Origin of the sequence: Marivirga sp. (genome assembly GCF_051117495.1) — a bacterium.
Taxonomy (GTDB): domain Bacteria; phylum Bacteroidota; class Bacteroidia; order Cytophagales; family Cyclobacteriaceae; genus Marivirga.
The window spans coordinates 23,291-47,719 of the sequence record NZ_JBNPEF010000001.1 but is presented as its reverse complement, the minus strand read 5'-3'; the positions used below and the strand labels follow the sequence as shown (position 1 = coordinate 47,719).

The 24,429-nt window shown below is 33.9% G+C and carries 24 protein-coding genes; 16 read left to right on the top strand and 8 right to left on the bottom strand.

All coding sequences use genetic code 11. From position 1 onward, the window contains the following. Positions 1–99 precede the first annotated feature (99 nt). From dgt to ACFE0M_RS00190, 3 genes are all read right to left on the bottom strand, one after another. The gene (gene dgt, locus ACFE0M_RS00200; RefSeq protein ID WP_434543718.1) at positions 100–1,596 is read right to left on the bottom strand and encodes a dGTP triphosphohydrolase; all 1,497 of its coding nucleotides are present in this window, start codon (positions 1,594–1,596) and stop codon (positions 100–102) included. A gap of 336 nt (positions 1,597–1,932) precedes the next feature. Next, positions 1,933–3,240 (bottom strand): M56 family metallopeptidase, encoded by a 1,308-nt coding sequence (locus ACFE0M_RS00195; RefSeq protein WP_434543717.1) that lies wholly within the window; start codon positions 3,238–3,240, stop codon positions 1,933–1,935. A 77-nt stretch (positions 3,241–3,317) separates the two neighbouring features. Further along, the gene (locus ACFE0M_RS00190) at positions 3,318–3,686 is read right to left on the bottom strand and encodes a BlaI/MecI/CopY family transcriptional regulator (protein ID WP_434543716.1); all 369 of its coding nucleotides are present in this window, start codon (positions 3,684–3,686) and stop codon (positions 3,318–3,320) included. 244 nt (positions 3,687–3,930) lie between these two features. Here ACFE0M_RS00190 and asnB point away from each other — a divergent pair, with 244 nt between their 5' ends. From asnB to ACFE0M_RS00160, 6 genes are all read left to right on the top strand, one after another. Further along, the gene (asnB, locus tag ACFE0M_RS00185; protein WP_434543715.1) at positions 3,931–5,826 is read left to right on the top strand and encodes an asparagine synthase (glutamine-hydrolyzing); all 1,896 of its coding nucleotides are present in this window, start codon (positions 3,931–3,933) and stop codon (positions 5,824–5,826) included. A 203-nt stretch (positions 5,827–6,029) separates the two neighbouring features. Continuing rightward, on the top strand, positions 6,030–7,055 hold the full coding sequence (pheS, locus tag ACFE0M_RS00180; RefSeq protein ID WP_434543714.1) for a phenylalanine--tRNA ligase subunit alpha: 1,026 nt from the start codon (positions 6,030–6,032) through the stop codon (positions 7,053–7,055). A gap of 16 nt (positions 7,056–7,071) precedes the next feature. Further along, a complete protein-coding gene (locus ACFE0M_RS00175) occupies positions 7,072–7,929 on the top strand; it encodes a 3-hydroxyacyl-CoA dehydrogenase NAD-binding domain-containing protein (RefSeq protein WP_434543713.1) in 858 nt (285 codons plus the stop codon). Then, entirely contained in the window at positions 7,916–8,380 is a 465-nt protein-coding gene (locus tag ACFE0M_RS00170; RefSeq protein WP_434543712.1) for a hypothetical protein, read from the top strand. The genes ACFE0M_RS00175 and ACFE0M_RS00170 overlap by 14 nt, the downstream gene beginning before the upstream one ends. Further along, positions 8,367–9,053, top strand: coding sequence for a hypothetical protein (locus ACFE0M_RS00165; RefSeq protein WP_434543711.1), 687 nt, complete (start codon positions 8,367–8,369; stop codon positions 9,051–9,053). Before ACFE0M_RS00170 ends, ACFE0M_RS00165 begins: the two co-directional genes overlap by 14 nt. A gap of 193 nt (positions 9,054–9,246) precedes the next feature. Further along, positions 9,247–10,593, top strand: a complete 1,347-nt coding sequence (locus ACFE0M_RS00160) for a deoxyguanosinetriphosphate triphosphohydrolase (protein WP_434543710.1) — start codon at positions 9,247–9,249, stop codon at positions 10,591–10,593. A gap of 10 nt (positions 10,594–10,603) precedes the next feature. Here ACFE0M_RS00160 and ACFE0M_RS00155 read toward each other — a convergent pair whose 3' ends face one another. The 4 genes from ACFE0M_RS00155 to ACFE0M_RS00140 form a co-directional block, all read right to left on the bottom strand. After that, the gene (locus tag ACFE0M_RS00155) at positions 10,604–11,380 is read right to left on the bottom strand and encodes a class I SAM-dependent methyltransferase (RefSeq protein ID WP_434543709.1); all 777 of its coding nucleotides are present in this window, start codon (positions 11,378–11,380) and stop codon (positions 10,604–10,606) included. A 9-nt stretch (positions 11,381–11,389) separates the two neighbouring features. Beyond that, positions 11,390–12,145, bottom strand: a complete 756-nt coding sequence (locus ACFE0M_RS00150) for a 2OG-Fe(II) oxygenase (protein ID WP_434543708.1) — start codon at positions 12,143–12,145, stop codon at positions 11,390–11,392. Positions 12,146–12,342: 197 nt separating this feature from the next. Beyond that, entirely contained in the window at positions 12,343–12,918 is a 576-nt protein-coding gene (locus ACFE0M_RS00145; protein ID WP_434543707.1) for a methyltransferase family protein, read from the bottom strand. Positions 12,919–12,925: 7 nt separating this feature from the next. Then, on the bottom strand, positions 12,926–13,525 hold the full coding sequence (locus tag ACFE0M_RS00140) for a nitroreductase family protein (RefSeq protein WP_434543706.1): 600 nt from the start codon (positions 13,523–13,525) through the stop codon (positions 12,926–12,928). Between the two features lie 77 nt (positions 13,526–13,602). Between ACFE0M_RS00140 and ACFE0M_RS00135 the strand changes: the two genes are divergently transcribed. The 3 genes from ACFE0M_RS00135 to ACFE0M_RS00125 all read left to right on the top strand — a co-directional run bounded on the left by ACFE0M_RS00135 (position 13,603) and on the right by ACFE0M_RS00125 (position 15,815). Then, a complete protein-coding gene (locus ACFE0M_RS00135) occupies positions 13,603–14,223 on the top strand; it encodes a division plane positioning ATPase MipZ (RefSeq protein ID WP_434543705.1) in 621 nt (206 codons plus the stop codon). Between the two features lie 12 nt (positions 14,224–14,235). Continuing rightward, complete coding sequence (locus ACFE0M_RS00130) at positions 14,236–14,601, top strand: hypothetical protein (protein WP_434543704.1); 366 nt, start codon at positions 14,236–14,238, stop codon at positions 14,599–14,601. A gap of 353 nt (positions 14,602–14,954) precedes the next feature. Further along, complete coding sequence (locus tag ACFE0M_RS00125) at positions 14,955–15,815, top strand: substrate-binding periplasmic protein (protein ID WP_434543703.1); 861 nt, start codon at positions 14,955–14,957, stop codon at positions 15,813–15,815. Positions 15,816–15,915: 100 nt separating this feature from the next. Here ACFE0M_RS00125 and ACFE0M_RS00120 read toward each other — a convergent pair whose 3' ends face one another. Next, positions 15,916–16,473: a ComF family protein gene (locus tag ACFE0M_RS00120; protein WP_434543702.1), complete on the bottom strand. Its 558-nt coding sequence runs from the start codon at positions 16,471–16,473 to the stop codon at positions 15,916–15,918. A 205-nt stretch (positions 16,474–16,678) separates the two neighbouring features. On the opposite strand from ACFE0M_RS00120, the gene ACFE0M_RS00115 reads away from it, so the two are divergent. The 7 genes from ACFE0M_RS00115 (at position 16,679) to mnmG (ending at position 24,429) form a co-directional block, all read left to right on the top strand. Continuing rightward, on the top strand, positions 16,679–17,029 hold the full coding sequence (locus tag ACFE0M_RS00115; RefSeq protein WP_434543701.1) for a carboxymuconolactone decarboxylase family protein: 351 nt from the start codon (positions 16,679–16,681) through the stop codon (positions 17,027–17,029). Next, complete coding sequence (locus tag ACFE0M_RS00110) at positions 17,022–17,381, top strand: hypothetical protein (protein WP_434543700.1); 360 nt, start codon at positions 17,022–17,024, stop codon at positions 17,379–17,381. Before ACFE0M_RS00115 ends, ACFE0M_RS00110 begins: the two co-directional genes overlap by 8 nt. Positions 17,382–17,396: 15 nt before the next feature. After that, the gene (locus tag ACFE0M_RS00105; RefSeq protein ID WP_434543699.1) at positions 17,397–18,164 is read left to right on the top strand and encodes an exodeoxyribonuclease III; all 768 of its coding nucleotides are present in this window, start codon (positions 17,397–17,399) and stop codon (positions 18,162–18,164) included. Positions 18,165–18,215: 51 nt separating this feature from the next. Further along, complete coding sequence (locus ACFE0M_RS00100; protein WP_434543698.1) at positions 18,216–21,605, top strand: DUF4175 family protein; 3,390 nt, start codon at positions 18,216–18,218, stop codon at positions 21,603–21,605. After that, positions 21,602–22,003, top strand: coding sequence for an ATP-binding protein (locus ACFE0M_RS00095; protein WP_434543697.1), 402 nt, complete (start codon positions 21,602–21,604; stop codon positions 22,001–22,003). Before ACFE0M_RS00100 ends, ACFE0M_RS00095 begins: the two co-directional genes overlap by 4 nt. Beyond that, on the top strand, positions 22,003–22,431 hold the full coding sequence (gene ybeY, locus ACFE0M_RS00090) for an rRNA maturation RNase YbeY (protein WP_434543696.1): 429 nt from the start codon (positions 22,003–22,005) through the stop codon (positions 22,429–22,431). The genes ACFE0M_RS00095 and ybeY overlap by 1 nt, the downstream gene beginning before the upstream one ends. A gap of 132 nt (positions 22,432–22,563) precedes the next feature. Further along, positions 22,564–24,429 (top strand): tRNA uridine-5-carboxymethylaminomethyl(34) synthesis enzyme MnmG, encoded by a 1,866-nt coding sequence (gene mnmG, locus ACFE0M_RS00085; RefSeq protein WP_434543695.1) that lies wholly within the window; start codon positions 22,564–22,566, stop codon positions 24,427–24,429.

Genomic DNA, 24,429 nt, shown 5'->3' with positions numbered 1-24,429 from the left:
TTTGAAAGGATTTTTTAGGATTTATTAATAAATTGAAAAAAATATAATGTTAGTATGTCTACTTTAGTGTACCCTATCTAAAATGTTCAGGCCAACAAATTAGAAAGGTTTGAAAATGGTTTCTGGGTTTTCAGAAATTAGCCTACCATAGAATTCAATAGCATACCTGTCCGTCATACTGGATACGAAATCACAAATTATTCGCTTTTTATAGGCGCCATTAGCTTCTTTGTAAACCTTTTGAACATCATCAGGCAGAAGATTATAGCCATTCTCTTCATCCAATGTATTGAAAATTTTGCTAACAATATCTTTACCCCGAAATTCAGCTATTTTTAATCGAGGTGAAGCTATTTGGGACATAAAAGTAAATGTCTTTAATATTTCAACTTGAATTCTAATTGAATCATCCAATTTAACTTTTGAAAGTGCAGGTTGATCTTTGTTAAATTCAAGTTTCGCACCTCGTATAAACCTTCCTACTATAGATGAGGTAAAACCAGTTCTAATGGAACCATCACCAGCAATTAATTTTGCAGTCCTATATTGTAGATCCACAATACTACCGGCAAAATCTAAAAAATATTCGCCTAAATCCTCTTTACTATATCCGTCAATTATAGTTGACCCATCGATAGGAAGTATAGATTCTCGAATAATATCAGAAACTTCGTCTTTGGTAAGTACTTTCGATATACTTTCCTTAACAAGGTTTCTATTTACCTTCTCAACCACCATTTCCATCAATGTGGCCGAAGGAAATAATAAATCCATCGGACTAATAAATCCTGCTTTAAACCCATCTTCTAAATCATAGGTGCTGTAAGCAATATCGTCCGCAATATCCATTATTGTGCACTCAACGGTTTTAAATTGGCCATGAGGAAGAGGCGAATTATTTAATACCGCAGATTTAACATTATTAATAGTTGATTCATCGCATTTATAATACCCTTTTACAGGCAATAATTCTCCTTCTTTAGCAATTTCAAGTCTGTCAGCTTTATTTTCAGGAATAACTCTATCATATTTTAAAACAGATGCAATAGTCCTCATACTTAGATTAAGACCAACCCTCTTATCCTTCCCATCAATAAAGCCAGAATTCTCAACTTTAAACTTCTTTTCAATTTTTGTTAGTAAACGAATGGTTTGAGCATTTCCCTCGAACCCACCATATTCCATCATACACTCATCTAAAGCCTCTTCGCCTTGATGTCCAAAAGGAGGGTGTCCTAAATCATGCGCAAGTCCCGCAAATTCAACAAGGTCAGGACTTATACCTAAAGATTTCTCTTTTTTCTTCCTTGGCTTGCCATATTTATTGTAGTTATAATTAATTCTTAATGCTATTGATTTCGCTATTTGAGCAACCTCAATGGAATGGGTCAATCTATTGCGAAAGAAATCAGACTCTACTCCCGGAAACAACTGTGTTTTGCCTTGAAGTCTTCTAAAACTTGGCGCATGTATTAATCTTGCATAGTCTCTACGCCACGAACTTCTATAATCCTCTGGTTCAAGATTATTCTCAAATGGTTCTGGTTCTTTCTCTCTTTTAAAATCAGATTTTATATAGAGTGATTTAACGCTCATGAAAACGGATTTTTAGCGTTTTGCGGATGTCACAGTTTTCAAGTTTATTTTCTTAACAGTTCCTGAACGCACAACCTTAGGTATCCGCACATCTTTTGATGCAATTTTGACCGCTTGACCAACTACTTGATGAGTTTTATTCATATCAGACAATTTGTTTTTTCTTTATTAATTTATTCAAAAATACCATAATTTCCAAGCTTAAGCAAAACAAAAGATTAAGTAAAAATAATAAATGCAATCAAAATCTCATAAAATAAATTTTCAGAACGCCTTTTGAAAGATCAAACGCAAATTGCTAGCTAGGCTTTTTTAGCTTATATTAGCAAACACCCTTTATTTATTTACATGATTTGGCTTCATCCGAATATCTTGACTATTATTAAGTTTTTCGAATGCTGCATTTGTCATCAAATCCAGTTGGAAAATATGTTCTCCATAATTCACGGCATTCTTTTCTAATTTACTTATAAAGTAGTGAGAAAAGTCTGTATTTGAAAAATTACTTAACTCATCATTACTAATCCTTTTACTATCTATCCATATACCATACTTTTCCGGATCTTTCCACTCCTCAAATTGACTTATAGTTGGAATATTTTTTTCATATCTTCTCTTACTAAATTTTACTATCTGCTTTTCCTGCTGTCTCGATGACATTCTAATATAAATATCATGCAATCTTCTACTTTCCTCCTCTGTGAAATTCATATTAAGCGAAGAATTGCCGTTTTCAGTTTTTACTATATATTTATTGATGATTTGGTCAAAAGCGACCTGCAATTCCGACTCGCTTTCAGTTCCTTGTTTTGATACTATCTTATTTTCATTGGAAACTGTTTTTTGAGCAATAGAATTTTTACTGAATGTTAGGATAGCCAAAACTAAGATGGGTATCATTAATATTTGCTTTATTAAAATTCGCTGTTTTGAATAATTCTTGGTCATCATAATTAATCTTTTTTTAGTTTTTAAATAGTGAAATGAGCTTGATAATGGGTTATTCATTTTTGGACTCTTAGCCAATGCTATTTGCTCAAGTATCAATTCAGCATACTGAGCTGTATTCTTGGCCTTTTTTAAAACTGCCCTATCAGCTAGAAATTCATGATTCAGACGTATAGCGTTTCTATAGAAATATAAAAAGGGATTACACCAAAAGACAGCTATCAGTAACTCTATAAAGAGGATGTCTAGCGTATGCATTTGTTTGATATGTGCCCGCTCATGTTCAATTATTTCATCTTCTACTCCTTTATTGTGATCTTTTTGACTTAAAAAAATGTATCTCCAATAACTATAGGGTGCTATGTCTCCAGTAATAACTATAAGCTTTATGTCTTTTAAAGATTTTGATTTAGCGCTAAAAATCCTGTTGATCATAAGACAGTTTAGTATGAAAAAGCGTGATATGAGTAATATTGATACAATCAAATAAAGCGAAAAAAGCGCTTTACCTACTGATTCATGTTTTTCAGTATTTGAAGAGGGCATACTCCCTTCATCACCAAGGAATTCAATATTTGTGCTTACCGTTCCTTCCACTTTTTGCAATAAATTAATTTGACTTTCTAGATTTAAAGTAGGGATGGACAATGAGGCCACCAGACTGAAAAGCAAGTATAGCCTGTTAAATTTGTGCATCCTTTCATTTTCAAGAAGGATTATATAGACTGCAATAAAAAGTCCAGAGCATAGTGTAAATTGAATCAGATAATTAATCATCTTTTTTGTTTCATTTCTAAATCAATGATTTTTTTTAATTTTTCTAGCTCTTCATAGCTCATTTTTCCGGAGCTTGTAAAAAATGAGGCAAACTTGAGAGCCGAATCGTCAAAATAATTCTTAACCATTTTACCAAGACGATTTGAGAAGTAATCTGCTTTTGTAATCAGTGCATAATATTGTCTGGAATTTCCAAATAAATTATAGCCCACAAATCCTTTTTGTTGCATTCGCTTTAATAAAGTTGCAATTGTTGACTTAGCAGGTTTTGGTTCTGGATGATGATCTATTAAATCCTTCATGAAAACTTTTTCATGCATCCAGATCAAGTCCATTAATTTTTCCTCTGTTTCTGATAATTTCATATTCTACGTTTTGACACCTTGTTCTACAAACATAGAATATACTGTTTTAAAAACAAAATTATTTCAGATTTATATAAATCGTAAATCAAAGCTAAACTTATTCACATTAGATGATTATTAGTAACTAAGGCATATAATTCAATGAAAAGAGCCTCTTTCAAAAATCACTTAGAAAATATTGTGCAAGCTGTATTCTCCGATAAACCTTACCTTCTATCGAAAAAATATTAACTATCTTCGCAGCATGTGCGGCATAACCGGAGTATTTGCATTTAATGAAATTGGCAGGTTTAACCTTCCTAATATTTCTTTGGCTACAGAAACATTAGAACATCGAGGCCCTGATTTTCAAAAGGTTTTTGTGGGTGATTTTGTGGCGTTGGGCCATAGACGGTTGTCTATTATTGACCTAACCCCCAATTCCAATCAGCCGATGTCTGCTCATTCTGGTCGCTACCAATTGGTTTTTAATGGGGAGATTTATAATTATAAAAGCCTTAGACAAGATTTGAATTCAAAAGGAGTTGAATTTGAAACCGAGTCTGATACTGAAGTGCTTTTGCAATTGCTGATTCATGAAGGAAAGGATGCACTAAACCAATTATATGGATTCTTCGCTTTTGCATTTTATGATCAGCAAAAAGAAGAAATGCTGGTGGCTAGAGATAGATATGGCATTAAACCCTTTTACTATTTTGAAGATGAAGACCGCTTTATTTTTGGCAGCGAATTAAAAGCTATTTTAAAATTCGGAATTGATAAAGCAATAGACACTAATTCGCTTTATACTTATCTGCAATTGAATTATTTACCCGCTCCTATGAGTATGGTGAAAGGGGTAAAAAAATTAATGCCTGGTCAATATGCCCTTATCAGAAAGAAATCGGTTGAAATCAATACTTATTATGAATTAAAAAACACTTTTGATAATCCCTTTCAGGCCTCATACCAGGACGCTCAAATCCAACTAAAAGCTTTGATGGAAAAGGCTGTAGAAAGAAGATTGGTGGCGGATGTTCCTTTGGGCACTTTTTTAAGTGGGGGAGTGGATTCATCCATCATTTCAGCCATTGCCTCTCAAAAGGTAGAGGACCTAAATACCTTTTCCATTGGCTATAAAGGCCATTCATATTTTGATGAAACGGAATATGCCAATGCTGTGGCAAAGCATATTGGATCCAAGCATCAAGTATTTTCCCTAAGTTTAGAAGATTTGTACGACTATTTACCTAAAATGCTCAAAAGTTTTTCTGAGCCTTTTGCCGACAGCTCTGCACTTCCTGTTTATGCATTAAGTCAATTGACTAAAGAAAATGTTACGGTTGCTTTATCTGGAGATGGCGCAGATGAACTCTTTGCTGGATATAACAAACATGCTGCGCTATATAGACTTTGGCATCCGGGCGCAAAAGAAAAATTGGTGAGCGCACTAAGTCCATTGTGGAATATATTACCCAAGTCAAGAAATAACCCTTTTGGTAATCTATCTAGACAATTAAAGAAGTTTGCAGTTGCTTCAAAACTGGATGTACAATCTCAATATTGGGCCTTGGCGAGTTTACAATCTGCAAGAAAAACTACTGATATCTTATCAAATGCCGTTTTGGAAGATGTTGATTTTGAAGCTTATGATTTATGGAAGGACAATTTGCTTGCAACACTGACTTCAAAGTCTATCAATCAATCTTTGCAGTTAGATCAAGAGTTGGTTTTACAAGGCGATATGTTGCAAAAAGTAGATTTGATGAGCATGCAACATGCTTTGGAAGTTCGAGTCCCCTTTCTGGATCATGATTTAGTCGCTTTTGCTAACAGCTTGCCCGAAGAATTCAAAGTGAATGGCAAAAGAAAAAAGATGATTTTACAGGATACATTTAGAGATCTTTTGCCTGAAAAAATTTACAATCGCCCGAAACACGGTTTTGAAGTTCCGCTCTTGAATTGGCTCAGAAAAGATTTAAAAAGCGAGATCAATGACAAATGGTTGAGCAAAGAATTAATAAATTCACAAGAAGTCTTTGATTGGAGTGGAATTCAAGCATTGAAAAAAAAGCTGTTTTCAAACAATCCTGAAGATAGTCATGCACATGTTTGGGCATTAATCGTTTTTCAGGAGTGGTGGGAACAGTATATGAATTAGACTTTTTTATGATGCACTAGTGGCGGCTTTCGCTTTAGCGAAAACCCTTTGTTTTCTATTGTTACTATTGTGGTTAAATAAGACCATTGTAAAAATTGAAAGCCAATACATTTCTATATTCTTAACAAGTCCCCCCTCTAGTTTAATATTCCGCCATTTTCGTTTAACTTTGTTTTTTAGGATTAAAACTGATTTGAAATTCAATGTCTGAAAAGATAAAAGCATTAAAAGCTGAAATATCAGCAGCAACAGCCAAAACTCAAGAAGAGTTAGAGGCTTATAGATTAAAATTTATTAGTCGTAAAAGCGTTTTGGGTGAGCTTTTTGCTGACATGAAAAATATTGCACCTGATGAGCGAAAAGCTTATGGACAAGCCGTTAATGAAGTAAAGCAACAGGCGGAAGAAAAATTCAAAGATCTGATTGCCGGTTTAGAAAGCAGTAATGCTGGAAGTAAATCTTCTGCCCCAATTGATTTGACATTGCCTCCAAATGTTAATTTAGGTACTGTTCACCCATTGACTTATGTGCACAATCGTATCGTAGAAATTTTCCAAAAGATTGGCTTTAATGTGGCAGATGGACCAGAGATTGAAGACGATTTCCACAATTTTACCGCTTTGAATTTCCCTGAAAACCATCCCGCAAGAGAAATGCAGGACACTTTCTTTATTGAAAGTAATCCTGATATTGCTTTGAGAACGCATACTTCTTCTGTGCAAATCAGAACTATGGAAAATCAAAAACCCCCCTTTAGAACTTTGGCACCAGGAAGGGTTTACAGAAATGAGGCTATTTCAGCTCGCGCACATTGTTTTTTCCATCAAGTGGAAGGATTCTTTGTAGATAAAAATGTGGGCTTAGTAGATTTAAAGCAAACACTTTATTATTTCGCTAAAGAGCTTTTCGGTCAAGACACAAAAGTTAGGTTCCGCCCTTCTTATTTTCCTTTTACAGAACCAAGTGCCGAAATGGATATTTCATGCAACATATGTAAAGGGAAAGGTTGCAATATTTGTAAATATTCAGGCTGGGTAGAGATTTTAGGATCTGGTATGATTGACCCGAATGTTTTAGAAAATTGTGGCATTGATTCAGAAGAATATACCGGATTTGCTTTTGGTATGGGAATAGAAAGAATTGCCATGCTAAAGTTTCAAGTAAATGATTTAAGGCTTTACTCGGAAAATGATGTGAGGTTCCTAAATCAGTTTAAGCATTTGAGTTGATAAGAATAATTAAGAAATGAATTTAGAAGACATCAAAAGCATAGGAATAGTAGGAGCTGGAACCATGGGTTCGGGCATTGCACAAATGAGCGCCATGGCCGGATACCAAACTATTATTTTCGACATTCAAGAAGCGGCTTTGGATAAAGCCAAAACTGCGGTTACCAAAAACCTTGAAAAAGGAATTGAAAAAGGAAAAGTAACTAATGAACAAAAGGATGCTTGTCTTCAAAACATTAGTTTCATATCTGAATTAGATAATTTAAAGGCGGATGTTATCATTGAAGCAGTAGTTGAAAAACTACAAGTGAAAATTGATATTTTCAGTGAGCTGGAAAAAATTAATGCTGAAAATACTATTTTAGCTACCAATACTTCTTCCATTCCAATCACTCAAATTGGGGCTGGATTAAAAAATCCTGATAGATTGGTGGGCATGCATTTCTTCAACCCTGCCCACATCATGAAATTAGTAGAAATTATTTCTGGAGCTGCTACTAATCCTGAAATAGCGGAAACTACAAAAGCATTGGCTGAAAAAATGGGTAAAAAGGCGGTGATGGCAAAAGATTCACCTGGTTTCATCGTTAATCGGGTGGCACGCCATTTTTATGTAGAGTCTTTAAAAATAGCGGAAGAAAATGTAGCCGATTTCGAACAAATTGACAGATTAGTGGAAAGTTCGGGATTTAAAATGGGTCCTTTTCGGTTAATGGATTTAATAGGCGTGGACACTAACTTTTCAGTAACCAAGTCAATGTTTGAATCATTTTATTATGACAGCAAATTCAGACCAAGCAGAATTCAACAACAAAAAGTGGATGCCGGCCACCACGGTAGAAAAAGCGGCAAAGGTTTCTATGACTATAATTAAGAAATTTTCATTTGTTTTCTTGGTGCCCCTGGTACTTCTTTTGGGTTGTGGAGAAGAAAACCCTGAGGTTTTTGTAGATGAACTCCCTTTGCCAGATCCTTTTCAATTATCTCTAAATCTTGATTTGGTAAGCTATCAAAGCCTACAGTTTGAAAAAAATGTGATTCTACCAGATGTGGGCTTAAATGGAGTGATTGTAGTCAAAAGAGCAGAAAATGATTATGCTGCTTTTGAAAGAACCTGCCCTTATGAGCCTGAAAAAGAATGTTCAATTGTTTCCATGAATGCTGGCCAACAATATCTGGAATGCGAATGTGGCAATTCGTTCTATAATTTAAGCGGATACCCAACTAATAGTCCTTCTCCTAGAAAACTGAGGGAATATTACACTAGCCTATCGGGAAGGAATTTGTATATCGATAATACGATTGTGAGAAGTGAGAATCGGTAATTTAGCAAAGCGACAAGTATTTCTGACCTACCTAATTCTGTTTATCGGCCTTTCCTTTTTCAATTATGGATGTAAATCAGGAAAGCAGGCTAGCGCTTTCAAGGATTCAAGCCTTTCTGTAGATACCCTAGCACTTTTATCTCCTCATGTAATCGTAGAGGCCGCATCTAAAACCAAGCGGTTACCAGATGAAGAACTATCATTAGAAGTATCGAAAAGAATATCGGAAACAACTAGCTCAACATTAAAGAGAAAGTACAGCTTGGAAAGTGAGCCCTTTTTTCTAAAGCCAAATATAGATGATGAAATTACTGCCTTTTTCAATGACCTTGATTCCTCAAAAAGCGGATTGGACAATATTCATTTACCTGAATGGCTAAAAAATGATAGGCATGGGAATAAGAGTAGATACTTTATGGCTACATTTTTTTACGGTTATTATCATCCTGATTATGAACCAAACTATGTAATGAAACAAAGCTTACAGACTAACACCATTTTATTAGGTCGTTCCGGACTGAATTGGGTTAGTATTAAATTAGTGCTAGCGGACAGGAAAACTAATAAAATTTTGTTTTACAATGCTGATGATTCTTTCCAAAGTGACCCAAGGGTTTTTTCTTCTGTTGAAGCAATGATCAAGAAGTTAATTCAACCAATTTATTACAGGTAAAAACATCTTATCATAAAGTGATTTACAAATAAATCGGAAACTTTAATATACAAATTTCTTTAAGAGCATATTATTATCAAGGCTTATTTGTTATTGGCTCCATAGGAGCCTACTTATGGAAAGTCTCTGTCTTTTATCTCCATTCTATAATTCTTAAATCAATTCTTTCCATTAATTTTAAGCTATGGAAAAAATGAATTGGCTAAAATTACTAAACCCAAATCGCTTAGAGCAAAGCACTAATACCAATCAGTCTTCTGCACGATCATTTTTCGAGCAAGATTACGATAGAATTATTTTTTCTCATCCTTTTCGTAGGTTGCAGGATAAAACCCAAGTAGTTCCTTTACCCGAGGAAGATTTTGTTCATACTCGGTTAACACACAGCTTAGAAGTAAGTAGCGTAGGTCGTTCACTCGGTAAAAAAGTGGGAGAATCCATAGTGGAAAAATACTCTGAATTGCAGGAATCGGGCTTTTCATCTTTTGACTTTGGTGCAATTGTAGCGGCCGCTTCATTAGCCCATGATATCGGAAATCCGCCATTTGGTCATTCGGGGGAAGATGCCATTTCAGCTTTTTTCAGAAATAGCCAAATAGGCAAATGGATACAATCTCAAGTTTCAGTGGAAGAATGGGAAGATTTAATAAACTTTGAAGGAAATGCACAAGGCTTCCGGTTGTTCCACAGACCGGATAATAGGGGAATAAAATTAACCTACAGTACCTTAGCCGCTTTCAGTAAATACCCTAGAACTGCCCATCTTTTTGAAAAAGACAGCAACCGAAAAAGTCAGAAGAAATACGGTTTCTTCCAAACTGAAAAGGATTATTTTGAAAAATTAGCTAATGAATTGGGTTTAATTCGGCTTTCAAACGAAATGAGCTGGGTGCGTCATCCTTTAACCTTTCTAGTAGAAGCTGCGGATGATATTTGCTATCATGTAATTGATTTGGAAGATGGTTGCCGATTGGGTTGGGTTCTTTATGAGCAAGCTCGTGATTTGCTAGCCAATGTTTTAGGCGATTCCTATTTGCCAGAAAAGCTAGAAAAAACTAAAGGCAAAAATGAAAAAATCGCTTATTTACGAGCGCTTTGCATTAATAAACTCATCAATGAATGCGCTGAGGTTTTCATTGCAAACGAAGAAGATATTTTAAGCGGAAATTTTGACTCATCTTTAATGAGCCAAGTTCCTTCTAAAAGAGTCTTAAGGGATATTATTGAGGTTTCTGTTCAGAAAATTTATCGTTCTCCCTTAGTTTTACAAACCGAAGTGGTTGGACATCGTGTTTTGGAAGGCTTATTAGAAGAGTTCCTAGGTGCAGCCATTGCACAAAAAGACATAGAGGAATCAAGTAAAAAAGATCTAACTGTTTTTAGATTATTGCCCGAAACCTATCAAGAATTAATTACTGATACGGCCAGTCTTTATGAAATCAGTTTGATTTGCATAGACTACATTAGTGGAATGACAGATAGATATGCAATAAACCTTTATAGAAAATTAAAAGGGATAAGTTTGCCTGGAATGAAGTAAAATTCGCCATTTACTTTTCCAAAGTATAGAATAAATCCAGGCTTTCTTCCGCATTATCATTCACATAATAATCCGCTACGGTGATGGATTTCACCAAGGAATTGTCTGCCTGATCTAGCTTATTTCTATTTACTCTATTCAAGAATTCATAAGGAATTCTTAATAAAGGGGCAGGTAGTCTGTATTGTAAATTTAAAATATCAAAACGAGTAATTTTCTTTACAGATTGTCTGTTTTTTTCATGATAATCCATCACCTTATCGTTTCCTGCAATGCCATTGGCTTCCACCTTTGAAAAAATGCTTTTACAGAGTGCTTCCAATTCAGGTGCAAAATACTCTCTCACATGCCAGGGATTTCTGGTCAAGGTCATTTTTTTGTTGGGTGTAGAAATAATCGCTTTTCCTCCTGGCTTTAATACTCTATGAATTTCCTTCAAAAAGCTTTTATCATCTTTGATGTGCTCAATTACTTGAAATGAAACCACGGTATCAAAAGTATTGTCTGCTATTCCGGTTAGTGGTGGAATATGCATAGCTTTGAAATCCGCTTGGGGATATTCTGCCTGCAGCTGATCTGTTAAGCTTTTATATTTATCAATTCCAGTATAATGATCCGCAGAATTCACCAAAATTTCCAAGCCTCGGCCGGTTCCACAACCAATTTCCAATAATTTTCCTTCAATTTGTGGCTGTGCATAAACATAAGCGGACAAAAGTCGCTGATGAATAGGATTATCGGATGCAATAGAGTCGGATGTGATTTCCGTGGTGGATACGTTGGCCATGATTATTGCTTAGCTTACTTTTAATGCTTTTTTGATACTTTCAAAAAAGGAGGGCTGTGGTTTTTCTTCCTGATGCTCAGGGAAAATAGTGTCATGAAAAGTTATATCCTCTTTTTCCTTTTTAGTGTAAAAAGTGGCAGAGAACATTTTTCTTTCTTGCTTATCCGGACATTCCAAAGGCTTGGTATAACCATAATATGAAGTATCTTTTACTTCGAAAATCACTGCTCTGTTGAATCGGCAAGAAACGGCTTTTTTACACTTCGAAACACAATCGTTCCACATTTCCAATGCACCGTTCCATTCAGGTTTCCATCTTGGTGTTAGGTAAAGTTGAAGGTTTAGTCTCCTTTGCACATCCTTTTCTGGATGAATATTAAAATCTACATGAACATCCTCAAAAGAGCCTTTTTTACCTTTTTGAATCCCTACTCCGAAACCATCATTGGTGATAAAGGCATTTTTAATGCCTGTCACCTGCTCAATAAATTCCAAAAATTTTGGTTGCGCAATTTCTTCCTTCAGCAGATTAAATAAGCGAGGATATTCCTCAAACTTATCTCCTTCCAGCTTATTTTCATGCTTATCCTTTTTAGGCTTGTTGAAAAGCTCGTCTTCAGGAAAGAAGTTATGGAGTTTTTCAGCGACCTCTGTTGACAAAAAGTCATCTAGGATAATGTGGTGGAAAGGTTTGGAAGATTCAAACTCTTCCTTGTACTGCTCGATTTGTTCTTGACTAAAATGCTTATTTTGAATAAGTTCCATAAAGGAATTTAAAATTGCGTGGCGCAAATATACACTTCAAATGTAGTTTGCTAACATAAAAAGTAAAATAATTCACTGTTAATTTTTCAGTTTTCACCACATATTTCGACTAACGAGGCAATATGTAGGTGTAATCAAATAAATAAACCATTTTTTTATCAAAAAAGTGTCAGAGTTTTTAATTAAAATTTTATCCTTTATCGTTTGAAAGTGGGAAAAAGCATGGGGGTTTGACTTTTATATTCTTCATATTCTTTACCAAAATGAGCTGACAACCTCTTTTCTTCATAATAAATGCCAATGAATAGGTAAATCAATATGCAAATGGCATGTACCAAATTTGTGTAAGTAGGGCTGAAAATGACAAAGCCAACAATACCTAAAATTAGTGCTGTATAAAGTGGGTGTCGCATTCTTCCATAAATTCCTTTAGTAATGAGCTTTTGATTAGTTTCTGATTTAATTCCCATAAATTCAGAAAAACTAATAGGTTTAAAAGCCAACTTCGCTAATAAAAATCCAAAGGTTGCTATAATTAAGCCGATTGCCTTACTACTTTGATCTTTTGGAAATAAAAATTGAGGTTGAATTGTACTGCCCAATATGAAAATGAATAAGACAGCAAATATGGAAATAATATTGTACAACCTTCGATAATTTACCGGACTTAAATTAATTTTCTCCTTTATTAAAGAAGATGCCAAAACTGAATGGGCAATTCCAAAAATCATCCAAGCGATTACTATCGAAAAATATGGCCAAAATTGATTCATATACCTATTATTCTCTTACCCAATTTACTTTATCATTAATGGGTTTTCTTTTTCCTTCTGGCCAAAATCCTTCTTTAGGAATGCCAACATATAAAAATCCCATTAATTTATCTTCTTTTTCTAATCCTAAGGCATTTTTTGCCTCTTCCATATAGGTTATTCCTCCCGAGCTCCAGTAACAGCCGACTCCATAAGCACTTGCTGTCAATTGCATATTTTGAACGGCAGAAGCAACAGCCGCAATTTCCTCTTCAACAGGAATACTTTGCTTTTCATCCCTTTTCATGCCAATTGCGATCACATGTGAAGCCATTAAGGGTTTATTTCTCAATTTTTCCATTTTTGCTTCGTCAAAATTACCCTTGGCAGTGGAAACTTGTTGATAAATTTCCGATTGAAATTTTCCCAGCTGATCCAATCCCTGCTGTGTGAAAACTATAAAACGCCAAGGTTCCGTATGTTTATGGTTGGGCGCCCAGTTGGCATTTTCCAGCATTTGATCAATTATTCGATCATCTACTCTTTCACTCGTATATTGCGCAGGATAAATAGACCTCCTTGATCTTATTAATTCGTTGAATTCCTCTATATTAAAACTTTTCTTCATTATCTTTTTTGCAAATTTAACCTAGATTTGGAAAAAGAGTTACAGCTATGTATTTTTATTGATATTCATTTTTTGGTATGACAAAAATAATTTCATTTATCTCAAGAAAAGGCGGCACAGGAAAAACCACGAGCGCTATTCATTTTGCCACCATGCTTCACAGTTTAGGGCATTCCTTGGCCATGTTGGAAACCGACACTAATTATACGCTCAATACATTGAGAAAAATGGAACTTTATAAAACTGGCGCAAAAGAATCTGCAGTTTTTCCTATTATTGGTTCTGAAGACCATAAGGCCTTGGATGATATAGCAGAATTGAAAAATAGAAAGCTGGATTTTATTGTTGTAGATAGTGCTGGAAAAACCACAGATGAACATATCAAAAAATTAAGTTTGAAAAGTGACTTGGTGATTGTTCCTACAAGTTTAACGCCTAATGATTTGCTGGTAACCTATCAAACAGTGGAAGATATTAAACATGCACAAAAAGAAAATGAAAGCTTGAAAATATTGATTTTGCCCAATAGGGTTCATTCTGCTACTAAAATTGATACCGTTAAAGATGCGCTTTCCGAATTGGATGCTGAAATATTGGATGTAAAAGTTCCAGCAAAGAATATTTTTGCTAATTTCAGTACCATATTGGCTGAAAAAGAATTTTTACCGATTGCAAAAGCAATTCTTTCACATCTCTAAATATTGATGACCATGGCTAAGAAAAAAGATACTTTAAAGGATTTGAATGAATTTATGAAAAATCAATCTTCTGAATCAAGAGATGATGATAAGGATTATTTATCAAAAAAACCTACTCAGTTAGCAGAAGTAGAAGCTTTAAAATCTGAAATCAATAGGTTGGATAATTTAGAAGAAGGAGCTTTACATGAAGATGAGGTTTCAAATTTTATAATGAAAGTGGCCAAAACTCATGGATTATCATCAAGACAAGTGCTTTATAGAGTATGTGAAAAAGTATTGGCTCAACAAGAGGCAAAAGAAGCCTCTGATATCTTATTAGAAAATTTCATCCTTTACCTCCGACATCAGGATTTGATATTAGAAAAACTCCGATAAACCTAAGTTCTAGATTCAGAAATCATTATTTCTTTTTTTCTCAAAAAAATATAGCTCTGCCTTTCTTCAACCTGAAGCCATAAGTCACACTATACTAAATTCGCATGATTTCGATGAGCATACACCAATAAGTTATGAATGATAAGTATGCTTCTTTTAAGTTATAAATTTTCCGAATTGGAATCGAAATTAAGCACTAGTTCTTACATATAATTAGATTTTTCCAAGTCTAATAAATCTATGCTTTTTTCTATAATAGAACAAAAACAATTTAATATCTGTTTTAATTAAAATTAGAATTGTTTAAATTGAATATAATAAATATTTAAGATAAACATCAAACACTTCAAGATATGAAAAATCTAATATTAATCATTTCGGCATTATTTTTAAGCTTTACTGCAAATTCACAATTATCGGGAGATAGTTGGAAGGAGACTCAATCAAATGGGGCTGGAGAAGTCACGATTACTTACAATTATTCTGGAAAATTCATCTATGAAAATGGCGGAGAATTAGATGGTCTATGCATTAAAATTTGGGATAAATTTGTGGAATATGTAGAAAACAATCACTCGGTTGATTTAAAAGTAAATGTGCATCAGCCAAAGGATGCGATAGACTTTAACGAGTTTTATAAAAGTGTTCAAAATGCCAATGGAGGGGTTTTTGGTTTAGCAGATGTCACAATAACACAAGCAAGAAAGAGCGAGGTTAAATTTAGCCCCTCATTTTTCTCCAATGTTTCTATTTTACTAACCAACAAATCCGTCTCGGAATTAAGTAGCTTTAATAATATTTCCAGTGAGTTTTCTGGTATGACTTTAATTGTTCAAAGCGGGACAACACATGAAAAAAGAGCTAAGGAATTAAAAGCAAGTTCATTTCCATCCCTTAAAATAGAATCCGTTAATTCATTTAGGGAATGCTATGAAAAAGTAAACCAAAATGAAAAATACTTTACCTATTTAGATTTTTCATCCTATTTAACTGCTATAGAAGAAGCACAAAATATTAAAAGGCATCCTGCTGGCGATAAAACCGGTGAAGAATTTGGTTTCATAATGCCAAAAAATAGTGATTGGGGGTCAATAATGGCAGAATTCTTTAATAAAGATGGTGGGTTTACTAATTCAACGGAATATAAAAAAATAGTAGCCGAATCCTTAGGAAACCATGTAGTGGCTATGCTAAATTCCATTAATCAAGAATAATTTATATAGACTTTATTAGTTAATTTCTCAAAATATGCTTTTGGAATTGAATATCAGATAGACGCATTCTTTTCTCAAATAATTACCTAATGGGCTCTATTTAATTTCTGGTAGCGGAAATGGTAGCAATGGATATTTCCGCTCCACCTTTTATCAATGGTTGAGAACTAGACTGAAGAGTAGCGCCTGTGGTTAGCACATCATCAACCAATAATACCCTTTTCTCATATATATTTTTATTCGGATTTATAAGTTGAAAGGTTGATTCAACATTATCAAATCTCTCTATTCTGTGTTTTTTGGTTTGGCTCTTTTTGTTGACTGTTTTTTTAATTATAGGCTCAAAAGGAATATTTAAAGCAGAACTCATTCCTTCTGCAATAAGATCGCTTTGATTATAACCCCTTTTTCTTTGTTTCTTGTAATGAATAGGGACGCTTGTGATTAAATCCCATTCATCAGAGAAATACTGGGATAATTCTTTCCCATAAATTTCCCCCAACAAAAGCCCTATTGCCTCGTTTCCTTCATATTTGAGTTGGTGCAAAAGTTCTTGAATAACGGAATCTTTTTGAAACCAGGCATAAGTCATAGCATATTTAAGATTAGGGATATCAAAAAACCTCCTATGAAGTTGATTGGGTTGATCAAGGTGCAAATTAGTTTTGTTCAGATTTGAAAGACAATGACTGCAAACCAAATTTTCGGACTTTGATAAGGTTAAATTGCAGACACTACAATAATTGGGAAAAAATAGTGCCCAAAAATCTGATACAATTAAGCTAAAGTTTTGGTTTCCTAAGTTCACAACGGCTAACTTTGCGGGTTAATTAAATTTTCAATTTTGATAGTATTTTTAATATATGAATAAAGTAGAAGAATTCAACGAATATCGCGCAAAAATGAACGATAAAATCGTGGGGAGCAACAATAAAATCCTTAAGCGCATATTCAATCTAGACACTAATGCTTTTGCAGAAGGCAGTGTAGATAAAAAAACCAAAGAAATGATTGGTCTATCATCTTCCATGGTTTTGCGTTGCGATGATTGTGTTCGCTACCATTTGGGAAAATGCTTTGAAATGGGGGTTACGGAAGAACAAGTATTTGAAGTTTTTTCAATAGCCAATTTAATCGGTGGCACTATTGTTATTCCACATTTAAGAAGAGCAGTGGAATATTGGGAGTATTTGAAAGAAAACGCTGATGATTAAAAAAGATCTTGATCTCGAAAGAAGATGGCAAGCCTTAAGATTGGCTTTAAAGGATTCGGTAGGCAGAAAACCAAAAGATATGAATGCCATACTTTTTTTAATAGGAGTTCAAGAATTGGGTAAAGGTCCTCATAATTTCAGCAAAGAGGAGAAACAAGATTTAATGCATATTGCCATTTGCAAGGTTTTAAGTCTTTCAGGTTTTTATGAATTAGAAGGAATAGACGAAAATGGATGGCCACATTGGAAGGTAATTAAAAAACTTCCGCATTTTGACTTATTAGAACAGGAAAAATTGCTTAAAATGCATGTAATTGAGTATTTTGAGCAAGAAATCGGTTTAGAATTTTAATTTGATAATTTATTAATGAATATCATTTCTTACAACGTAAATGGAATTAGGGCAGCAGAAAGAAAAGGTTTAAGCGTTTGGCTTCAAAACGAAGAACCCGATGTTTTTTGCCTGCAAGAATTAAAAGCCAATCAAGACCAAATTGACCTTTCTGTTTTCGAAAATTTAGGGTACCATATTTATTGGCACTCGGCAGAGAAAAAAGGCTACAGTGGTGTTGGTATTTTTACGAAAATAAAACCTAAAAATGTTGAGGTCGGTTGTGGAATACCGGAATATGATAGGGAAGGAAGAGTAATTAGAGCCGATTTTAATGATTTTTCAATTATCAGCACTTATATGCCCAGCGGTTCCAGCGGTGATCCCCGTCAAGATTTCAAAATGAAATGGCTGGCCGATTTCAGGAATTATATTCAAGAGCTGAAGCAAGACTATCCTAATCTTCTAATTTGTGGTGATTATAATATTTGCCATCAGCCGATTGATATCCATGACCCGGTAAGAAATAAAAATAGTTCGGGTTTTTTACCTGAAGAAAGAGAATGGATGACTGAATTCTTAAATGATGGGTTTATTGATACTTTTAGACATTTGAATAAAGAACCTGACCAATACAGTTGGTGGAGTTATCGTTCTGCGGCAAGAGAAAGAAATAAAGGTTGGAGAATTGATTACCACATGCTTTCGGAAAACTTACTCCATAAACTTCAATCAGCTGATATTTTACAGGATGTTAAACATTCTGATCATTGCCCAGTAAAAATTGAATTAGATGTATCCTGAAATTGATAATATATTGGAAATCATTGTTTTAAAATTCCCGTTATAACTGAAGTGAAGGAAAATAGGAACATAGCGGAAATTCTTGATAAGCTAAGGGCTTATAAGAGAAAATACTATTTGAATAAAATAGTAAAAGGCATTATTGTCAACATGGCTATTTTTCTATTTATTTTGTTGATTAGTAGTTGGTTAGAATATAGTTTTCAGATGAGCAGTTTTGCTAGAACAATTATTTTTAGCCTTTCTTCCCTAATAATTGTTTATGTCCTGATCCGTTCCCTTTTGATTCCTGCTTTTCATCTCCTTAAAAATGGAGAGCAATTAAGCGATGCTGAAGCGGCAAGGCAAATAGGAAAATTTTTTCCTGAAATAAGTGATAAACTTTTGAATATCATACAGTTAAATAAAATAACTTCCAATGAAAATAGCCTCATTGCTGCAAGTATCGATCAAAAGTCTGAAAAAATTGCTCTGCTGAATTTTAAGGAAAGTATTAATATAAAATCTTCAAATTCTCCTTATTTACCTTATTTGATAATTCCCACCATCATCATTGGACTAATTCTTATGCTTTCCCCTAATATGATTACTGAAGGAAGTTATCGTATTATAAAATTCAACGAGGATTTTATTCCAAAAGCTCCTTTTTCATTTATAGTAGAAAATGATGAGTTAAAAAGCTTTAAAGGCGAAAACTATACCCTTAAAGCTAAATTGGAAGGAAACGAGCTACCACAGGATTTATATATTAATAAGGATGGCGTAAAACAGAAATTTGAAAAAATATCCAATAATGAATTTCAGTTCGTTATAAAAAATGTTCAAAAGGATTTGAATTTCAATTTAGAGGCGGCAGGCTTCTATTCAGGTAACTATGTTTTGAAGATATTTGAAAAGCCAAGAATTCAGGATATGAACATTACACTAAATTATCCTGACTATATTGGAACAAAGACAGAAAGAATAAGTAATTCTGGAAATCTTATCATTCCAGAAGGAACAGAAGCAGAATGGCTTATTAAAAGTAGATCCAGCGATCTGTTATCCATAAGTATTAATAATGATAGCACTCCTTTTACTAAAATTAATAATAACACCTTTAATTTGTCAAAAATATTGATAGAAAGTGCACAATATCAATTGAATTTATTTAATACTGAAGCATCATACAATCATAAAATCAACTATTCAATTGAAGTAATTAAAGATAAGCATCCTGAAATAAACTTAAACCCAATTAATGACAGCACATACTTTAACCAAGTAGCTATAGCAGGTGAAATAAGTGATGATTATGGTTTTTCCCAATTAAGAATTGTTTACCAAAAACTAAAAAAAGGGGAAGTATTGGAAAAAGGCTTTATTCCGTTGTCCTTCGATCAAAAAATCCTCAATCAAAAATATTTCAAAGTTTGGGAAATAGATTCTCTTTTAACTGATAAAGACATAAGATTAGAGTACTTCGTTGAAGTTGCGGATAATGACGGTATTAACGGACCAAAATATTCAAAAAGCACAACCTATTATTTTCAATTACCCAATGATGAAAAAATTGAAGAAGAAATCAGAAAAACTAGTCAATCTACTGAAAATCAGTTAGATAAAAACATAGATGCCACTAAAAGGACTAATTTAAAATTAGAAGAATTAGAAGAAATCCTTAAAACAAAAAGAAACCTTGATTGGGAAGATAAAAAGTTAATTGAAGAAATTTTTCAAGAACGAGAGAATAGAAGAAAGGAATTAGAGAAAATAAAAAATGAACTTGAGAAAAATCAAGCAAAGAGAGAACGGTTTAATAAAGAAGATGACCAACTCAGAGAAAAATCTGAACAGCTGGAAAACTTAATGGAAGAGATGCTTCAAGATGAGAATGAGGAACTCATGGAAAAAATAAAATCCCTTTTAGAAGAGCAAAATCAATCTGATGAATTTAGAGAATCAGTTGAAGACCTTAAAAAGCAAGAGAAAAATAAGCTTAAGGAGATGGAAAGATTGATGGAGTTATTTAAGAGAATGGAAATCCAGTATGATATGAAGCAGGTGGGGGAGAAATTCAAAGAATTAGAAAAAGAACAAAAGAAATTAGCTGAGGAAAATAAACCTAAAGAAAATTCTTCAACACCAAAAAAAAATGATGGGGATGAGGGAAATGGTGATGATGAAGAAAATTTTGAGTCTGAAAAAGAACAAAAAGAAGCTTTAGAAAAGCAAAAAAAGGTAAATGAAGATTTTGAGAAATTACAAGAGGAATTAAGAGAGATTGAAAAGCGCAATCAGTCTTTAAAACAACCTAATGCACTTCAGAATACAAAAGAACAAGAAAGCGAAATAGACTTAAGCCAGCAGAACAGTCAGCAAAAAATTCAAGAGAACAACAAAAAAGGCGCTAGCGAACAACAGCAAAAAGCGGCAGATGAAATGAAAAAAATGTCTGAAATGCTATCTTCCATGCAAATGGGTATGGAAATGGAAATGTTACAGGAAAATATTGATGACTTGAAAAATATTGTCGATAATCTATTAAAGCTGTCATTTAGGCAAGAAAAATTAATGAATAAATTTAAAGAAGTTAACCCAAGCGATCCTAGGTTTATTACTTTATCAGAAAAACAACTGGCCATGCAAGATGATGCTAAAATTGTGGAAGATAGTCTTTCTACTTTAGCAGAACGTGTATTTCAACTTAAAAATTTTATTTACAAAGAACTTGACCAAATGAATGAGTCAATGGAATCTAGTGTCAAAGCTTTACGAGAAAGAGAAAATGAAAAGGCTATAGGCGAACAGCAATTTGCCATGACCTCTATGAATAACCTAGCTCTTATGCTGGATGATGTTCTTGAGCAAATGCAGATGCAAATGCAATCATCCATGGGAATGGGGCAAGAATCACAAGGCAACCAACAAACACCAAGCCTATCTCAAATGCAAGAATCCCTCAACCAAAAGACGCAGGAATTAAGCAAAGGACAAAAATCAGGTAGGCAATTTTCTGAAGAATTAGGAGAACTAGCACGCGAACAAGCTAAAATCAGGCAAATAATGGAAGAGCTTGAGAAACAAATGAATTCAGAAAACGGAAATGAAAACGGGGGAAACAATGGTAGTATCTCGGAAGAAATGGAAAAAATAGAAGAGGATTTAGTTAATAAGCGTTTGGACAGAAAATTAATAGAGAGACAGCAAAAAATAGTGACTAGATTATTAGAATCCGAAAAAGCACGAGAAGAACAAGAAGAAAAGGATGAAAGAAAAGGGGAGACTGCAACAGAATATGAAAGAGAACGTATCCCTAACGCTTTTGAAGAATATATAAAAGAGAAACAGAAGGAAATTGAACAGTTAAGGAACGTTCCACCGAACTTTACCCCTTACTATAAAAACGAAATCAATAAATATTATAATCGATTAAAATCAAAAGAAAACCTAATACAATGAGCGAAATCAGTATAAGTATTCCATCTCTCAGTGAGAACATAAGAATTGTTGAGAGCTTTATTGACAATGCAAAGGAAAAATTTGACCTGAATGATGACATTTATGGCAACATCATGATTGCAGTAACGGAATCCGTTAATAATGCCATTATCCATGGAAACCAAGGCAATAAAGAAAAAAATGTTTTTCTCTCACTCAATATGGAAGACAACACCATAGTCTTTAATGTTTCGGATGAAGGCCAAGGATTTGATTATAATGCTCTTCCTGATCCAACTGCACCGGAAAACATCGATAAACCAGGTGGAAGAGGGATATTCTTGATGAAAGCATTGAGCGATGAATTAAGTTTTGAAGAAGAAGGGAAAAAAGTAAAATTAAGCTTCTATATAAGTTAATGAACAATATTTACTTCTTTAAGGAAGATTATAAAATAGATTTAAGAAAACTAAGAAATCATAAAAATTGGTTGCATAAAATTGCCAATTCTTATGATTACAAGATTACTGAAATTAATTATATTTTCTGTTCTGACGAATACTTACATAAAATCAATTTAGAATATTTAAATCACGATACTTATACTGATATCATAACATTTGATTTAAAAGAGGTTTCGGAAGCAGAAAACACTATAGAGGCAGATATATTTATCAGTCTTGAGAGAGTGAATGAAAATGCTATTAAATTAGAAATAAGCAAGGAAAAGGAATTAGCAAGAGTAATGGCACACGGCTTATTACACTTAATGGGGTTCCGTGATAAAACAGAAGCTGAGAAAATAGAAATGAGGGTAGAAGAAAACAAAGCGATTGAATTATTATAGGAAATTGGATGTTCCACGTGGAACATTAACAAAGCAAAAAAATAAAACGAAAACTGTTTCACGTGGAACAGTAAATAAACATCTAAAATAAAATCATGTGTTCCACGTGGAACATTGAATATATATAGCAATATGTTTCAAGATTACGATTTAATAGTAGTAGGAGGTGGGCATGCAGGGTGTGAAGCTGCTGCTGCCGCTGCCAATATGGGCTCAAAAGTCTTGCTGGCGACAATGAATATGAATACAATTGCCCAAATGTCTTGCAACCCTGCAGTAGGTGGGGTGGCTAAAGGACAAATTGTTCGCGAAATAGATGCACTTGGGGGTTATTCTGGTATTATAGCAGATAAGTCTATGATTCAGTTTAGGATGCTTAATAAATCCAAAGGACCAGCCATGTGGAGCCCAAGATCGCAAAATGACCGTATGCGTTTTGCCGAAGAATGGAGATTACAATTAGAAAGAATTCCCAACCTTGATTTCTGGCAAGAAATGGTGTCTGGAATTATTGTTGAAAACAATAAAGTTACCGGTATTGAAACCAGCATGGGTTTAAAAATAAAAGCAAAAGCTGTGGTTCTGACCAATGGCACATTCTTAAATGGATTGATCCATATTGGTGAAAAACAATTTGGTGGTGGTAGATCTGCAGAAAGAGCGTCTAAAGGAATAACCGAACAACTAGAAGATTTAGGCTTTGAATCGGGAAGAATGAAAACGGGTACTCCTCCAAGAGTAGATGGAAGGACTATTGACTACAGCATAATAGAAGAACAAAAAGGGGATGAGCTTCCGGAAAAATTCTCTTTCTCAAATGAAACCAAAAGATTAGAAAACCAAAGAAGTTGCCATATCACCTACACAAATCCATTGGTTCATGAAATATTAGAAGAAGGATTTGAAAGATCTCCTATGTTTAATGGAAGAATCCAAGGCTTAGGACCAAGATACTGTCCTTCAATTGAAGATAAAATCAACCGTTTTGCAGAACGAAACAGGCACCAAATATTTGTAGAGCCAGAAGGCTGGGATACAGTTGAAGTTTACGTAAATGGATTTTCTACCTCTCTTCCAGAAGATATACAATATAAAGCTATAAGAGAAATAGAGGGCTTCAGAAATGTTAAAATGTTTAGACCTGGATATGCTATAGAATATGACTTCTTTCCGCCTACTCAGTTAAAAACTACTTTAGAAACAAAATTAGTTGACAATTTATATTTTGCCGGTCAAATTAATGGTACAACAGGTTATGAAGAAGCAGCATGCCAAGGATTGATGGCTGGAATCAATGCTCATTTAAAATTAAATGAACAAGAACCTTTTATACTATCAAGGTCTGAAGCCTATATTGGCGTCTTAATAGATGATCTAATTAATAAAGGCACAGAAGAACCTTACAGAATGTTTACCTCTAGAGCGGAACATAGAATATTATTAAGACAAGATAATGCAGATATTCGTTTAACTCCTTTAGGACATAAAATTGGTCTTGCCTCCGATGAAAGATTAAAGCATGTTGAGAAAAAACAATCTCATATTGATTCATTTATTAATAATTTAAAAACTCATAAAGTAAAGCCTAATATCGTTAATGAAAGGTTAAATGAAATCAATTCTGCACCAATTAAGGAAAAAACAAATGCCTACAGTATATTGAAAAGGCCAGAAATTAGCTTTAAAGAATTACAACATATAGAAGATGAATTAAACCAAATGATCAATGGGTTTACTCAAGAAGTAATCGAAGCTTCAGAAATTCATATAAAATATGAAAGCTATATAGAGAAAGAAAATCAAATGATTGAAAAAATGAAGAATCTCGAAGATCTGAAAATTAAAGATTCGTTGGATTTCAATCAAATCCCTGCACTTTCAGCAGAGGCCAAGGAAAAGCTAAGAAAAGTAAGACCACAAACTTTAGGTCAGGCCTCAAGAATAAGCGGGGTCACTCCGGCAGATATTTCAATTTTAATGGTTTACTTAGGAAGATAA